Source organism: Rhizobium sp. NXC24, assembly GCF_002944315.1.
In the GTDB taxonomy this organism is placed as follows: Bacteria; Pseudomonadota; Alphaproteobacteria; order Rhizobiales; family Rhizobiaceae; genus Rhizobium.
In genome coordinates this window covers 3,996,440-4,011,071 of record NZ_CP024311.1, presented here as the reverse complement: position 1 = coordinate 4,011,071, position 14,632 = coordinate 3,996,440, and the positions used below count along the sequence as shown (strand labels likewise).

The window sequence follows — 14,632 nt, the reverse complement described above, 5'->3', positions numbered from 1 at the left end:
ACATCAATTGGTGCTGGTGGCGGCCAGCCATTCGTCGATCCAGGCCTTGCGGTTCTTTTCGACCACATCGGGGCTCATCAGGAAGGTCTTCGAAGGGACGACCAGCTTGCTGAAGGCATCCGGCAGCGGTTCGGAGGTGGCCGAGACCGGCATCATCCAGTTGTTGGTCGGGATTGTGTCCTGGAAGCCGGGCGAAACCATGAACTTCAGGAAGTCGCGGGCAAGGTCCTTGTTCGCAGACGACTTGATCAGGCCGCCGACTTCGATCTGGATATAGTGACCTTCGGAGAAGGCGGCCGCCTGATAGCGGTCGGTCTTGTCCACGACCATATGATAGGCCGGCGACGTCGTATAGGAGAGCACCATCGACGCTTCGCCCTTGGTGAAGAGGTCATAGGCTTCCGACCAGCCGGGCGTCACGGTCAGGATGCGGCCCTTGAGCTTCGTCCAGGCATCGGCCGCCTTGTCGCCATAGACCGACTTGACCCAGAGCAGCAGGCCGAGGCCCGGCGTCGAGGTGCGGGGGTCCTCGATGACGATCTTCTGCGACGGATCGCCCTCGACCAGATCCTTCAGGCTCTTTGGCGGATTCTTGACTGTCTGCGTATCGTAGACGACGGCGAAATGGCCGTAGTCATAGGGGACGAAGACGTCGTCTTTGAAATCGCCCGGAACCTTCAGGCCTGATGTGTCGATGCCACTGGCGTCGAACAGGCCAGTGTCCTTGGCCTCATCGACGAGGTTGGTGTCGAGGCCGAGAACGACGTCCGCTTTCGTGCCCGTGCCTTCCAGCTTCAGCCTAGAAAGCAGCGCCACGCCGTCGGTGACGCTGACGTAATTGACCGTGCAGCCGCAGGTCTTCTCGAAGGCGGCCTTGACCTTGGCGCCCGGACCCCAGTCGGCGGTGAAGCTTTCATAGGTGTAGATGGTGAGCGTCTTGTCGGCGGCTTCGGCGCCCGGGGCGGCGAAAAGCGTTGCGCCGGCGGCGAGAGCCAAGCCGGTAAACAGTGACAATAGCGATCGGTTGGGCATGACAGCGCCTCCTCGTTGGTTTCGTTTTGAACGGGAAAAGGGCGCCATGATTTTGTCACGCGTCTAATCCCTCCGCCGGTGTTAGCCGGATCAGGTTCCGCGGGTTGGCCGGTGAAAGCCTCTCAGCCAGATGTCTTCGAAAGACATAAGGCACCCCGTTAGAGCGTTGGCAGGTTTATTCCTGTGACGAAGGGATGACAAGGGGAATGATTCCCCTGTCGATTGCAGTACGTTCGTTTTACTCGGCTGCGTGCGCAGCCGCCTGGCTGTCGAGCTTCTTGGCGGAGCCGGGCAATTGCACGTTCTTCAATGAGATCGCCGTCAGCAGGCCGAGGAAACAGATGGCGGCGGCCGTCATGAACAGTGGGCTGAAGGCGCTCGCATAGGCATTGGCAACGCTTTCGCGCGTGGCGTCCGGCAGGGCCGCCATCATCTTCGGCGTCAGTTCCTCGATATTGGCGACACCGGGAATGGAAACGCCGATATTGCCGAGCTTGGCGGCGATGATGGCGCCGTAGATGGAAATGGCGATCGAGGCGCCGCCCATGCGCGAGAGCGTCACGGCGCCGGTGGCGGCACCGACGTCGCGGCTGGCTGCGGCATTCTGCACGCCAATGACCGGGACTTGTTGTGCCAGGCCGATGCCGATGCCATGCAGCAGCATCAGGGCGCCGATGAAGACGATCGGCGTGCCGGCGTGAACATGCGCCAGCGTGGCGAAGGCGATGGTGCTGCAGGCGGCGCTGGCGATGGCGAAGGGCTTGTAGCGACCCCTCATCGAGATCAGCCGGCCGGCAGAAAGCGAACCGCAGACGATGCCGCCGGTCAACAGAATGAACAGCAGACCCGCCATGGATGGCGACAGGCCGGTCGTCGTCTGCAGGAAGAGCGCGAAATAATTGACCATGCCGATTGCCACCGCGCCGCTGGTGACCGAGATGATCAGCAGCAGGCCGAAGGTCGGGTTGCGGAACAGCGTCATCGGCACGATCGGCTCCGGCGCGCGGCGTTCGACGAAAACCCAGGCCAGCGCGCAGAGCGCACCGAAGACGATGATCCCGAGGCATTGCGGCGAAAGCAATGAGCCGAAGAGTTCGGTGCCGTCAGCGGCAAGTACGATGCTGGTGGTCGTCAGCGCAAGGAGAAGCGCGCCGGCATAGTCGATCTTCGGCTTGCGGGCCGGTTTGCGGTACGGCAGCATGAAGGCGAGGCCGGCCAGAACGATAAAGCCGATCGGCACGTTGACGAGGAAGATCGAGCGCCAGCCGAAAAGGTCGCTCATCGTGCCGCCAAGAACGGGGCCAATGGCGCCGGAGGCCATCAGCACTAGGCTGGAATAGCTCTGATAACGGGCGCGTTCGCGCGGTTCGAAGAGATCGGCGTTGACGGAGAAGATTGATACCAGAATGCCGCCGCCGCCAAGGCCCTGCAGCACGCGGGCGGCGATCAGCGTGTTCATCGATATTGCAAGGCCGCAGACGGCCGAACCGACGGTGAAGATGGCGATGGCGGTCATCATCACATATTTGCGGCCGAAGAGGTCACCGAGCTTGCCGTAAACGGGCATCGAGGCGGATAGGGCCAGCAGATAGGCCGAGCCGATCCAGCCGAAGCGTTCCAAGTGCCCGAATTCTCCGACGATGGTCGGCAACGCCGTCGATACGATCTGGTTGTCGAGGGTTGCCATGAACATGGCGGTCATCAGGAAAAAGAAGAGAATCAGCCGGCGGCGATGATCCGCCACGAGTGGCGCGGGCGTGGTCTGCATATCCATGGAACGAGAAATCCGAGCTTGCCCGAAACGCTATGCGCTCGACCGAACGCATGGGAACGCCCCGGTTCCTGAATGCGGAACATGGCGTTTTCGGACAGGTCTTCGAAAGCGAATGTTCCGAAACAATATATGTGCTATCAGCATATAACTGTCAATGGCAAGTGAATGCTGTTTGCATATTTTAATTCCTATCCGTCTCTGATATGTTGGAATGATGACATCAGCGACGAACACACGAGAAGTTGAAGCCTCAACCTTGCCCGAAGATGAAAACCGGTTGCGCATCGGGCAGGTGATGACCCGCATGCGCCTGATGACCGGCCGCCGCATGATCGGTCGGCTTGCCATCCAGAACGTTGCGCCGGGCCTGGAGCTTTCGCATCTCGACGTCATCGATGCCGTAAGGCGCGCGGAAGAGGCCGGCGAAGTCACGGTCGGGACCATCGCCGACATCCTGCGCATCGATCCATCGCGGGCAAGCCGCATCGTCGCTGATATGGTCGCCCGCGGCGTTCTGCGCCGCAAAGCCTCGCAGGCGGATGCGCGCCGCATCGTGGTCGTGCTGACCGCGCTGGGCCAAAGGCTGCTCGCCGAAATCCAGGCGCAGAAATTTTCGGTCATCGAGAGCATCATTGCCGACTGGTCGACCGAGGACATCGAGACTTTCTCGCTGCTGTTCGATCGGTTCGTCAGCGGTTATGAGCAGGTTTTCCAGGCGCGCATCAAGGAAACAGACGGCTGAACGGCTGACACCGCCGTTCTTGCCAACAGCGCTCTTCCCTTAGGACGCGTCTTTGCGCTATGGGCTTGGCACATGAGCCAATCCACCACCTTCACCATCCTTCTCGGCGGCGAGCTTCGCCTGACGGACCGGCTGCGCGCGGCGGTCGCCGGTAGCCGTTTCATTGCGGCAGATGGCGGCATGCGCCATGCCGTGGCGCTCAAGGCGACGCCCGAGCTCTGGGTCGGCGATTTCGACTCGACGCCGGCGGATCTGCACGGTGCATTTCCGGATGTGCCCAAGCAGCCCTATCCGGAGGCAAAGGCAGCGACGGACGGCGAGATCGCCGTGTCGGAAGCGATCAATCGTGGTGCGAAGCGGTTGATCCTCGCCGGCGCCATGGGTGGAGAACGTTCGGATCACGCGATCCAGCATCTGCTCAATGGCGTTCAGCTCGCCGAAAAAGGTTTCGACGTGCTGCTGACCTCGGGCGATGAAGAGGCCGTGCCGCTGCTGCCGGGCGACTTGGAACTGGCGCTGCCGGCCGGCTCGCTGTTTTCCATTCTGGGCTTCAGCGACTTGAAGGGTCTCTTCATTCACAACGCCCGCTATCCCCTGCGCGATTTCCATCTGCCCTTCGGCGCGTCGCGCACCATTTCCAATGTGGCTGAAGGCACTGTGCGCCTTTCGCTCGGCAGCGGCAGGGCGATCGTCCTTGCCCGCCCCTATGATCTCAGCGGAGTCTGATCTTGGCCCCTCCCATCCTGAAACTCGACGACATCTTTCTGAGCTTCGGCGGCGCGCCGCTCTTGGCCGGCGCCGGGCTGCAGGTGGAGCCGGGCGATAAGATCTGCCTTGTCGGCCGCAATGGCTCCGGCAAGTCGACCCTCCTCAAGATCGCCGCCGGCCTTGTCGAGGCGCAGTCCGGCGAAGTGTTCCGTCATCCGTCATCGACGGTGCGCTATCTCGAGCAGGCGCCGGATTTCGCCGACTATAAGACGGTGGCCGCCTATGCCGAAGCCGGGCTCGGACCGGGCGACGATCCTTATCGCGTTACCTACCTGCTCTCCCATCTTGGCCTGACCGGTGAGGAGGACCCGAAAAACCTCTCGGGCGGCGAGGCGCGCCGCGCGGCGCTTGCCCGCGTTCTTGCGCCGGAACCGGATATCCTTCTGCTCGACGAGCCGACCAACCATCTCGACCTGCCGACCATCGAATGGCTGGAAGGCGAGCTACAGAAGAGCCGCAGCGCCCTGGTGCTGATCTCGCACGACCGGCGCTTCCTGGAAAAGGTGTCGACGGCGACCGTCTGGCTCGATCGCGGCACGTCGCGGCGGCTCGATCGCGGCTTCGCGTTTTTTGAAGGCTGGCGCGACCAGGTGCTGGAGGCCGAGGAGCTGGAACAGCACAAGCTCGGCAAGGCGATCGAGCGCGAGGAGCACTGGCTGCGCTACGGCGTGACCGCGCGGCGCAAGCGCAATATGCGCCGCCTCGGCGAGCTGCAGGACATGCGCGCGCGCCATCGCGGCCATAAGGGACCGCAGGGCACGGTGCAGGCAGCGGCGGCCGACGCGCAGGAAAGCGGCAAGCTGGTGATCGAGGCAGACAAGATCACCAAGACCTATGACGAGCGCGTTATCGTCGCGCCGTTTTCGATCCGGGTGCATCGCGGCGACTGTATCGGTCTCGTCGGTCCGAACGGTGCCGGCAAGACGACGCTCCTGAAGATGCTGACAGGCCAATTGCCGCCGGACGGCGGCACGGTCAAGCTCGGCACCAATCTGGAGATCGCCACCCTCGACCAGAAGCGCGAAGACCTCAATCCGGAGGATACGCTCGCCAATTACCTGACGGACGGCCGCGGTGAAAACCTGCTGGTCAATGGCGAGCAGCGGCACGTCACCGGCTATATGAAGGAGTTCCTGTTCCAGCCGGAACAGGCGCGTACGCCAATCAAGAATCTTTCCGGCGGCGAGCGTGCCCGGCTGATACTGGCGCGTATCCTGTCGCGGCCGACCAATCTCCTGATCCTCGACGAACCCACCAACGATCTCGACATCGAGACGCTTGACCTCTTGCAGGAGATCGTCGCCGGCTTCAACGGCACCGTTATCCTCGTCAGTCACGACCGTGATTTCCTCGATCGGACCGTGACCTCAACCATCGCACCTGCCAATCCCGAAGAGCCGGACGGCCGCTGGATCGAATATGCCGGCGGCTATTCCGACATGCTCGCTCAGCGCAAGGGCGCAATCGAGGAGCGCAAGCGAGCCGAAAAGGCAGCCGAGAAGCCGAAAGCAGCGGAGACGCAGGCAGCCACCGCTGAAGCTTCGAAGGGTAAGGGCAAGCTCTCCTACAAGCAGAAATTCGCCCTGGAAAACCTGCCGAAGGAGATGGCGAAGGCCGAGGCTGACATCGCCGCCCGCGAAAAGAAAATGGCCGATCCCAACCTCTTCGCCAAGGATCCGGCAAGCTTCAACCGCCTTGCGGCCGAGATGGAAAAGCTGCGCGACAGCCTGACGAAAATGGAAGAGGAATGGCTGGAGCTCGAGATGCTGCGGGAAGAGCTGGAGGGCTGAGGCGCGGTTCAAACCGTGTCATCAACCTTTCATAGCCATCGGTATATTAAAGAAAACAGATGGTTGCAGCCGGTGCTATTCCCTGTTGTCGAATTCGATAAACTGTTTATACATTGTGTTGAAAGTACCAGACTAGAGCATCCTGCTTTCAGGTAAATATCCCCTCCAAGCGAACAGATGCTCCAGGTTCAAACGTCCAGAGCGCCCCTTCTGCGTTTAAACCAACGCACGGCGTTCCAGAGCTGGAGGACGCCGCGGATCGTCAGTCATCCGCGACGCATTGAGAAGTCCGAAGAGATCTGACGAGATTCCGCCGCTGGCGGTGTAGGTCCTTCGCGGAAGGCTGCAGGCAGACATCATGAACGCTTGACGCGGCAGTTTTTGCCGTGGGTGATTTATTGGTCAGGGGGTTCCTTCATGCCGATGACGCTGGCGCGTGTCGCTTTCTTAAGCTGTGCAATTGCTGTTCTCACGGGATCTCAGGCGCTAGCGCAAAATGCGCCGCCCGCGGCACCGGTGACGGTCGCCAAGCCCGTGGTCCGCAATGTCATCGACAGCGATGAATTCATCGGCCGCTTCCAGCCGGTCGATGAGGTCTCCGTGCGCTCGCGCATCGGCGGCTATCTGCAGGAGGTGCATTTTCAGGACGGTACCATAGTCAAGCAGGGAGACCTGCTTTTCGTCATCGACCAACGGCCCTACGTCAACGCGCTGAATGAAGCCACGGCTTCCCTCGAAGTCGCGAAGTCGACACTGACGAATGCCGATGCGCAATTTCAGCGCACGCAGGCATTGGCGGGTACCGGCAGTTTGTCCGCATCCAATCTCGACGATCGCCGCCGCGATCTGATCTCGGCGCAGGCAAATGTCCGCGGCGCGCAGGCGGCTGTCGATCGTGCCTCGCTCGACATGGAATATACCAGGATCACTGCGCCGCTCAGCGGCCGCATCGACCGGCGCCTGATTTCGGTCGGCAATCTCGTCCAGGCGGACCAGACCGTTTTGACGACCATCGTTTCGCTCGATCCGATTGACTTCTATTTCGACGTCGATGAACGGCGGCTGCTTTCCTATGCTGATGAGGCGCGCAAGAACGGCAGTGTTCTGCAGCAGGGCGGCGGCGGCCTCGATGTCACCGTGATGATCGCCGACAATCGCCAGCAGCCGTTCAAGGGCAAGCTCGATTTCGCGGAAAACCGCGTCGACAACCAAACCGGCACGATCCGTGTGCGCGCCCGCTTCCCCAATCCGAATCTCGTCTTGCAGCCTGGCCTTTTTGGGCGCATCCAGGTCGCGGGTTCCAATAGTTACAAGGCGGTCCTTGTTCCCGACGAGGCCATCGGCGCCGATCAGGATCAGCGCGTCGTCTACGTCGTCGGTGCCGATGGCAGCGTTACGCCGAAATCCGTGCGGCTTGGGCCGAAGCTTTACGGCTACCGCGTCATCCGCAGCGGCATGACTGGCGACGAAACCATCGTCGTCAACGGGCTGATGCGCATCAGGCCCGGCGTCAAGGTTGCACCGCAATTGGTCCAACTGCCGCCGGATGCGACCAACGAGGAGGCGCCGACACAGGCATCGGTCCAGGGGTCGGACCAATGAGATTTTCCCATTTCTTCGTCGACCGGCCGATTTTCGCGTCGGTCCTTTCCATCGTGCTGCTGATCGTCGGCGGCATCGCCTATTTCCAGCTTCCGGTCGCGCAATATCCGGAAGTGGCACCCCCGACGATCGTGGTGCGAACCTCCTATCCGGGTGCGGATTCGCAGACCATTGCCGATACGGTGGCGACGCCGATCGAGCAGGAGGTCAACGGCGTCGAGGACATGCTCTACATGTCCTCCTATTCCAGCGCCGACGGTTCGATGTCGCTGACCATTACCTTCAAGCTCGGCACCGATCTCGACAAGGCGCAGGTTCTGGTCCAGAACCGCGTCTCCATCGCCGAGCCCCGCCTGCCGGATGAGGTTCGCCGCATCGGCATCACCACGGTCAAAAGCTCGCCTGACCTGATGATGGTCGTGCATCTGCTTTCTCCGAGCAATCGCTATGATCAACTCTATATCTCCAACTACGCCCGCACGCGCATCCGCGACCTTCTCGTCCGGCTCGACGGCGTCGGCGACGTGCAGCTCTTCGGCGAGCGGCAATATTCGCTGCGCATCTGGCTCGACCCCGAAAAGCTTGCCGCCTACGGCATGACGGCCGGCGATATAGTCCAGGCCTTGAGGGATCAGAACGTGCAGGTATCGGGCGGCTCGATCGGCGGGCCGCCGGTTTCGGGCACCAATGCCTTTCAATATACGGTGACGACCCAGGGGCGCTTTTCCGATGCGCGACAATTCCGCTATGTCATCGTCAAGGCGACGGATAGCGGTCGGCTCGTGCAGTTGCAGGATGTGGCGCGCATCGAACTCGGCGCGCAGGACTATGTCACCAACAGCTATCTGAACGGTGCTCCCGCCGTTGCGCTCGGCATCTTTTCGCGGCCCGGCACCAATGCGCTCGATGCCGCCGCAGATATCCAGAAGACGATGAAGGATCTGGCACAGGATTTCCCCCAGGGCCTCGAATATCGCATCGTCTACAATCCGACGGAGTTCATCTCGGAATCGATCAACGAGGTCTACAAGACGATCTTCGAGGCAGCGATCCTCGTCGCCATCGTCGTGCTGGTCTTCCTGCAATCCTGGCGAACGGCGATTATTCCGATCGTCGCCATCCCGGTATCGTTGATCGGCACCTTCGCCTTTTTGCTGGCCTTCGGCTTCTCGCTCAATATGCTGACGCTGTTCGGCCTAGTGCTCGCCATCGGCATCGTCGTTGACGATGCGATTGTCGTCGTCGAAAACGTCGAACGCAATCTTGCGCTCGGGATGACGCCGAAAGAGGCGTCGCACGTGACCATGAACGAGGTCGGTACCGCCGTGCTGGCGATTTCGCTGGTCCTCATCGCCGTCTTCCTGCCGACGGCTTTCATTCCCGGCATATCGGGGCAGTTCTACCGGCAGTTCGCGGTGACGATTTCCGTTGCAACAGCGATTTCCTGCCTGAATTCGCTGACGCTGTCGCCGGCGATCGCGTCGATCGTGCTGCGCCCGCATGACCATAAGAAATCGAATAACATCTTCTCGCGCTTCGGCCGCGCTCTTGGCAACGGTTTCAACCGCGGCTTCGACCGGATGAGCAGCGGCTATTCCTGGGTCATCAGCCATCTCGTCACGACCTGGGTCGCGCTCGGCTGCGCTCTTGTCGTTTTCGTCGGGCTGCTGGGTGCGACGTGGTACATGGGCAAGATCGTGCCGCAAGGCTTCATCCCGACCATGGACCAGGGCTATGCCATCGTTGTCGTACAGCTTCCGGATGGAGCGTCGCTCGCGCGCACCAACGCCGTCATTCAGAAGGCGACCGAGATCATCAGGAAAACGCCGGGCGTCGAAAACGCTGTTGCCTTCGCCGGTTTCAACGGCGCGACCTTCACGAATGCCTCGAATTCCGGTGTCATCTTCACGCCCTTCAAACCGTTTGAGGAGAGATTGAAGAACGGGGAGAGCGCCAGCAAAATCATTGGTCAGCTCTACGGCAGCCTGCAGGGCATCCAGGAAGCCTTCATCATCGCGATTCCGCCGCCTTCCATCCGCGGCGTCGGCAATTCCGGCGGCTTCAAGATGCAGCTTATGGACCGGGAAAATGCCGATATGCGCCGGATTCTCCCGCTGGCCTATCAGCTCATGGGCGTGGCCGCGCAGAACAAGGGGGTCAGCGGCGTCTTCACCACCTTCTCGGCCAATAGCCCGCAATATTTCCTCGCGGTCGATCGTGACAAGGCGCGGGCGCTGAACGTGCCGATCCCGAATATCTTCGAGACCTTGTCGATCAATCTCGGCACGTCCTATGTCAACGACTTCAACGCCTTCGGCCGCGTCTATCAGGTACGGGCGCAGGCGGACCAGCAATATCGCATGGACCGGGAGGATATTCTCGCTCTGAAAGTTCGCTCGGCAACCGGTGCGCTCGTGCCGCTCGGGACGCTGGTCGACATTCGGGATACGACCGGGCCGACGCTTGTCCAACGCTACAACATGTATGTCTCGGTCCCCCTCCAGGGCAATCCGGGGCCGGGAGTTTCGACCGGCACCGCGCTCGATACGATGGAAGGATTGGCGAAGAACCTCCTGCCGGCGGGTACGACCTTCGAATGGACGGAGCTCGCTTATCAGGAAAGGAACACCGGCAATACGGCCGTCTATATCTTCGCGCTGTCGGTCATCTTCGTCTTCCTGGCGCTCTCGGCGCAGTATGAAAGCTGGATCTTGCCGCTGGCCATCATCCTGATCGTGCCGCTGGCGGTGCTGGCTGCCCTCATCGGCGTGCATCTCAGGGGCATGGACAACAATATCCTGACGCAGATCGGCCTCATCGTGCTGATCGGCCTTGCGGCGAAGAACGCGATCCTGATCGTGGAATTCGCCCGCCAGGCGCAGGAGGAGGGCAAGAGTGCCGTCGAAGCGGCAATCGAGGCCAGCCATCTGCGCCTGCGGCCGATCCTGATGACTGCCTTCGCCTTCATCTTCGGCGTCGTGCCGCTGATGATCGCCACCGGCCCCGGCGCGGAAATGCGCCAGTCGCTGGGTACGGCGGTTTTCTCGGGCATGCTCGGCGTGACGTTGTTCGGCCTGTTCCTGACGCCCGTCTTCTACGTCGTGCTGCGCAGGCGGCGCCGGCCGGCGGCGGAGGCTGCGGCGGAAGCGCCTTCAGCCCACGACGCCGCGGCGCAGTGATACGGATCAGAGATGTGGATTGCGCGGCCGGTATTTTTTCACCAGCCGCTGATTGATTTCCTTGGCGCGCGGCATGTTGGCGCTGAGATAGACCGGCGGGTCGCCGTCCTTGCAAAGCTCGGCGGCGACTTCGGCAAAAACGGCATTCAACACCGTGGCGCCGATCGCAGTCGATGCCGGCCCGACTTTCAAATCGCTGCCTGGCAGATCGATGACGGCGTCGCCAGGCGGCAGGCCGTTGTCGAAGACGATATCGGCGATATCGGCTAACCGCCGGCGGCCATTGGCGATAGCGGTGGAGTAGGCGAGGGAAGTAATGGCGATGACGGTCGCGCCGATCTCGCGGCCGTAATCGGCAGCCTCGATCGGGGCGGCATTGACGCCGGAATTGGAGGCGATGATCAGTACATCGCCGGACTGCATGCCGTAGCGCTCGAAAATCGGCCGTATCAGGCCCTCGGTGCGCTCATAGACCGAACTGATGACGGCGCCTTCGTGCAGCATGGCGGAGCCGACCAGCACGGGGATGGTGAAGGCCAGGCCGCCGGCGCGGTAGTGCACCTCCTCCGCCAGCATATGCGAATGGCCGGTGCCGAAGACATAGACGCGTCGATCGGCGCGCGCCGCCGCGCTGATGACGGCGGCAGCCTTGGCCATCGGCTCGGCGAGCGTCTCGCGCAAGGTTTCCAGCCGGCCGATGAGGGCGGAGAAATAGCTGTCCGTGACTGCGGTCATTCCGTGCCTCTCTCGTTTGCGGTTTCAGGCCGATCGCTGGCCGGAGATCCATGTCTTGGTGACTTCGATGCCGTCATTGATGTGGACGAGATCGGCACGCGCGCCGGGCGTCAGATATCCACGGTCGGTAAGCCGCAGGAAGCGCGCGGGATAGGACGTCGCCATGCGCAAGGCTTCTGCCAGCGGCAATTCAAGGATATTGACGCCGTAACGGATCGTCGAGGCCATATCGACATCGGAGCCGGCAAGCGTGCCGTCATCCAGCGTCAGCTTCGAGCAATAGCCGCCCTTGGTGCGATAGACGGTGCGGCCGTTCAGGGTGAAGCTCGGAAGGTCGGTGCCAACCAGCGACATGGCATCGGTGACGAAGAACAGCCGGCCCTCGCCGCGCTTGGCGCGAAGCGCGATGCGCAGGGCTCGTGGATCGACATGGTGACCATCGGCGATGATGCCGCACCAGGGCGCGGGATGGTCGATCGCTGCGCCCACGAGGCCCGGCGCGCGATGACCCATCTGGCTCATGGCGTTGAAAAGATGGGTGACGCCACGGGCGCCGGCGTCGAAGCGGGCATCGGCCGCTTCCGCGGTGCAGTCGCTATGGCCGATGCTGACGATGACGCCGCCTTCGTTCAGCGCCTGTACCTGGCGTGCGGTGACCTGCTCGGCCGCCATGGTGACCAGCAGGATGCCGATCGCCTCGCGGGCGCGGATGAGGGTCTTGACGTCGCTGTCTTCGACCGGGCGCATCAGTTCGGCAAGATGTGCACCCTTGCGGGCCGGCGCCAGATGCGGGCCTTCGAGATGCAGGCCGACGACGCCTCGGTTGGCCTTGACGGCTTCGGTCGCCGCCTCGATCGCCGCCGTCGTCGTCGCAGCGATATCGGTGATCAGCGTCGGCAGCAGCGCCGTCGTACCATAGGGGCGATGCCCCTCGGCGATCGTATACATGGCTTCCGGCGAAGGGCCGTCGTTCAGCATGCGGCCGCCACCGCCGTTCACCTGTGCGTCGATGAAGCCGGGGGACAGGACGCCGCCGTCAAGGCGGATCACTTCGGCATTATCCGGCACATTGTTGGCGGCGGTGATCGCCTGCACCCGGCCATTGCCGGTCACCAAGGCGCTGTCCTCGTGAAACCGTTCGCCGTCGAAGACGCGGGCGCCGGTAAAGACCTTGTAATCCATCACATGGTCTCCGTTACCTTGAGAAGATTAGCCGGCTTATCCGGATCGAATCCCTTGCGACGCGTCACGGATTCGATGAGGCGATAATAGCAGAGCAGCGACACCAGCGGGTCGAGCAAACCGTTGCCGGTGGTCGGCATGCGAAGGTTGATGCCGGGTAGCGGAGCGGTAGAGAAGGAGACGGCGGTGGCGCCGAGCTTCTGCAGGCGCTCCAGCGCCTGGGCATTGTTGGCAAAGGCGGCATCGTCGGGCGAAAAGGCAACAATCGGGAAGCCCGGCTGCACTAGCCGCATCGGTCCGTGCATCAGCTCGGCAAGCGAAAAGGCTTCGGCATGCAGGCCAGAGGTTTCCTTGGCCTTCAGGGCTGCCTCCAGCGCAATGGCGAATGCTGGACCGCGACCGCCGGTATAAAGCGATGTCGCGTTGAACAGCACGTCCTCGGCGGCCTTGCCGTCGATCCCCGATGTCGCTGCAAGCGCTTCCGGCAATTTGGCGAGGCCGGCGGCAAGCGCCTGGTTTCCCGAGATCGCGGCGGTGACGCCGGCGAGCGCTGCGACGGAGGCAATGAAGGATTTCGTGGCGGCGACGCTCTTTTCCGGGCCGGCGTTGAGACCGAGCACGATATCGGCCTCCTTGGCGAGCGGGCTGTCGGTGACGTTGACGACGGCGATCGTGGTGGCACCACCTTGCTTGGCGGCGGCCTGCAGCGCGATGATGTCGGGGCTGCCGCCGGATTGCGATACGGTGAAGTGGATGCCGCCCTTTAGATGCAGGGGGGCGCCATAGACCGAGGCGATCGACGGACCGACCGACGCGACGGGTACGCCATGGGAGATCTCGAAGAGATATTTGAAGAAGGTGGCGGCATGGTCGGAAGACCCACGTGCGGCCGTGGTGATAACAGAGGGACGCGTAGAGGTGAAGAGCTTTGCGATTTCAGCAAAGACGGGCTTTTCTTTCTCAAGCAGCGCCGCGACAACATCCGGCGACTGGCCGGCTTCCGTCAGCATCAGGGATTGGGTCTCGCTCATAGGTCATCTCCAATTCTCAATTCGGCAACGAAATCATAGGCATCGCCGCGATAATGCGAGCGGGTGTATTCAACGACGCGCTGGTCTTCCAGGCGTGAAATACGTTCGATCAAAAGCGCGGGCGCGCCGGCTTTGACGTTGAGGATCGACGCGGAGGTCGGATCGAGCGTCACGGCTGTCAGCCGTTGCAGGGCCCGGACCGGCTTGAAGCCGTTTCCAGCCAGCGCATCATAGAGCGAACCCTCGGAAACCGCATCCTCGCCGACGAATTTGATCGGTACGACGGCGCGCTCGATGGCGAGCGGCTGGCCATCGGCCAGGCGCAAGCGATCGAGCCGCAGCACGGGCTCGTCCTGCCCGAGACCGAGCAGAAAGGATTCTTCGGGTGCCGGCGTGCTGACGCTGCGCGACAGGATCCTTGCCGCCGGCTCGCGACCGCGCGAGCGCATATCGGCGGAGAAGGAGGAGAGGCGCCAGAGCGATTGTTCGATACGCTCGACGCGCTGCGACACGAAAGTACCGCTGCCATGGCGTGACTCGATCGCGCCGGAGGCCAGCAGATCGCGATAGGCGGTGCGGACCGTGACGCGGCCGACCTGCAATGCCTCGGCCAGGTCGCGCTCGCCCGGCAGCGCTGCTCCCGATTTCAGCAGGCCTTCCTGGATGAGCCCGGTCAGCGCCTGCGCCAGGCGCTTGTACAACGGGCCGCTCATGGCCGCGTCGCGCAGGCCACGACTGTTCAATTCAGCGACTAAACTGGTTCTATCCATGGGTCCTTCATAGAACCTATTTAGAAC

The 14,632-nt window shown here is 62.2% G+C and carries 11 protein-coding genes and 1 riboswitch; of the genes, 5 read left to right on the top strand and 6 right to left on the bottom strand.

The features are described 5' to 3' along the window. Positions 1-3: 3 nt before the first annotated feature. Positions 4-1,032: a thiamine ABC transporter substrate binding subunit gene (thiB, locus tag NXC24_RS19645; RefSeq protein WP_104824815.1), complete on the bottom strand. Its 1,029-nt coding sequence runs from the start codon at positions 1,030-1,032 to the stop codon at positions 4-6. A gap of 50 nt (positions 1,033-1,082) precedes the next feature. Further along, positions 1,083-1,200, bottom strand: a riboswitch (TPP riboswitch). Between the two features lie 70 nt (positions 1,201-1,270). Continuing rightward, the gene (locus tag NXC24_RS19640) at positions 1,271-2,806 is read right to left on the bottom strand and encodes an MDR family MFS transporter (RefSeq protein ID WP_104824814.1); all 1,536 of its coding nucleotides are present in this window, start codon (positions 2,804-2,806) and stop codon (positions 1,271-1,273) included. 214 nt (positions 2,807-3,020) lie between these two features. On the opposite strand from NXC24_RS19640, the gene NXC24_RS19635 reads away from it, so the two are divergent. From NXC24_RS19635 to NXC24_RS19615, 5 genes are all read left to right on the top strand, one after another. Beyond that, positions 3,021-3,548: a MarR family winged helix-turn-helix transcriptional regulator gene (locus tag NXC24_RS19635; RefSeq protein ID WP_104825268.1), complete on the top strand. Its 528-nt coding sequence runs from the start codon at positions 3,021-3,023 to the stop codon at positions 3,546-3,548. 72 nt (positions 3,549-3,620) lie between these two features. After that, complete coding sequence (locus tag NXC24_RS19630; protein ID WP_104824813.1) at positions 3,621-4,274, top strand: thiamine diphosphokinase; 654 nt, start codon at positions 3,621-3,623, stop codon at positions 4,272-4,274. A gap of 2 nt (positions 4,275-4,276) precedes the next feature. Further along, positions 4,277-6,106 carry an ABC-F family ATP-binding cassette domain-containing protein gene (locus tag NXC24_RS19625; protein ID WP_104824812.1) on the top strand — a complete coding sequence of 610 codons (1,830 nt, stop codon included), beginning with the start codon at positions 4,277-4,279 and terminating at the stop codon, positions 6,104-6,106. Between the two features lie 423 nt (positions 6,107-6,529). Beyond that, the gene (locus NXC24_RS19620) at positions 6,530-7,708 is read left to right on the top strand and encodes an efflux RND transporter periplasmic adaptor subunit (protein ID WP_245464000.1); all 1,179 of its coding nucleotides are present in this window, start codon (positions 6,530-6,532) and stop codon (positions 7,706-7,708) included. Continuing rightward, positions 7,705-10,887: a multidrug efflux RND transporter permease subunit gene (locus NXC24_RS19615; protein ID WP_104824810.1), complete on the top strand. Its 3,183-nt coding sequence runs from the start codon at positions 7,705-7,707 to the stop codon at positions 10,885-10,887. The genes NXC24_RS19620 and NXC24_RS19615 overlap by 4 nt, the downstream gene beginning before the upstream one ends. A gap of 6 nt (positions 10,888-10,893) precedes the next feature. Here NXC24_RS19615 and NXC24_RS19610 read toward each other — a convergent pair whose 3' ends face one another. The 4 genes from NXC24_RS19610 to NXC24_RS19595 are packed head-to-tail and all read right to left on the bottom strand — an operon-like array spanning position 10,894 to position 14,605. Then, on the bottom strand, positions 10,894-11,622 hold the full coding sequence (locus NXC24_RS19610; RefSeq protein WP_104824809.1) for an SIS domain-containing protein: 729 nt from the start codon (positions 11,620-11,622) through the stop codon (positions 10,894-10,896). Positions 11,623-11,646: 24 nt separating this feature from the next. Next, positions 11,647-12,804 carry an N-acetylglucosamine-6-phosphate deacetylase gene (gene nagA / locus NXC24_RS19605; RefSeq protein WP_104824808.1) on the bottom strand — a complete coding sequence of 386 codons (1,158 nt, stop codon included), beginning with the start codon at positions 12,802-12,804 and terminating at the stop codon, positions 11,647-11,649. Beyond that, entirely contained in the window at positions 12,804-13,835 is a 1,032-nt protein-coding gene (locus NXC24_RS19600; RefSeq protein WP_104824807.1) for an SIS domain-containing protein, read from the bottom strand. Before NXC24_RS19600 ends, nagA begins: the two co-directional genes overlap by 1 nt. Continuing rightward, a complete protein-coding gene (locus NXC24_RS19595; protein ID WP_104824806.1) occupies positions 13,832-14,605 on the bottom strand; it encodes a GntR family transcriptional regulator in 774 nt (257 codons plus the stop codon). Before NXC24_RS19595 ends, NXC24_RS19600 begins: the two co-directional genes overlap by 4 nt. Positions 14,606-14,632: the final 27 nt, after the last annotated feature.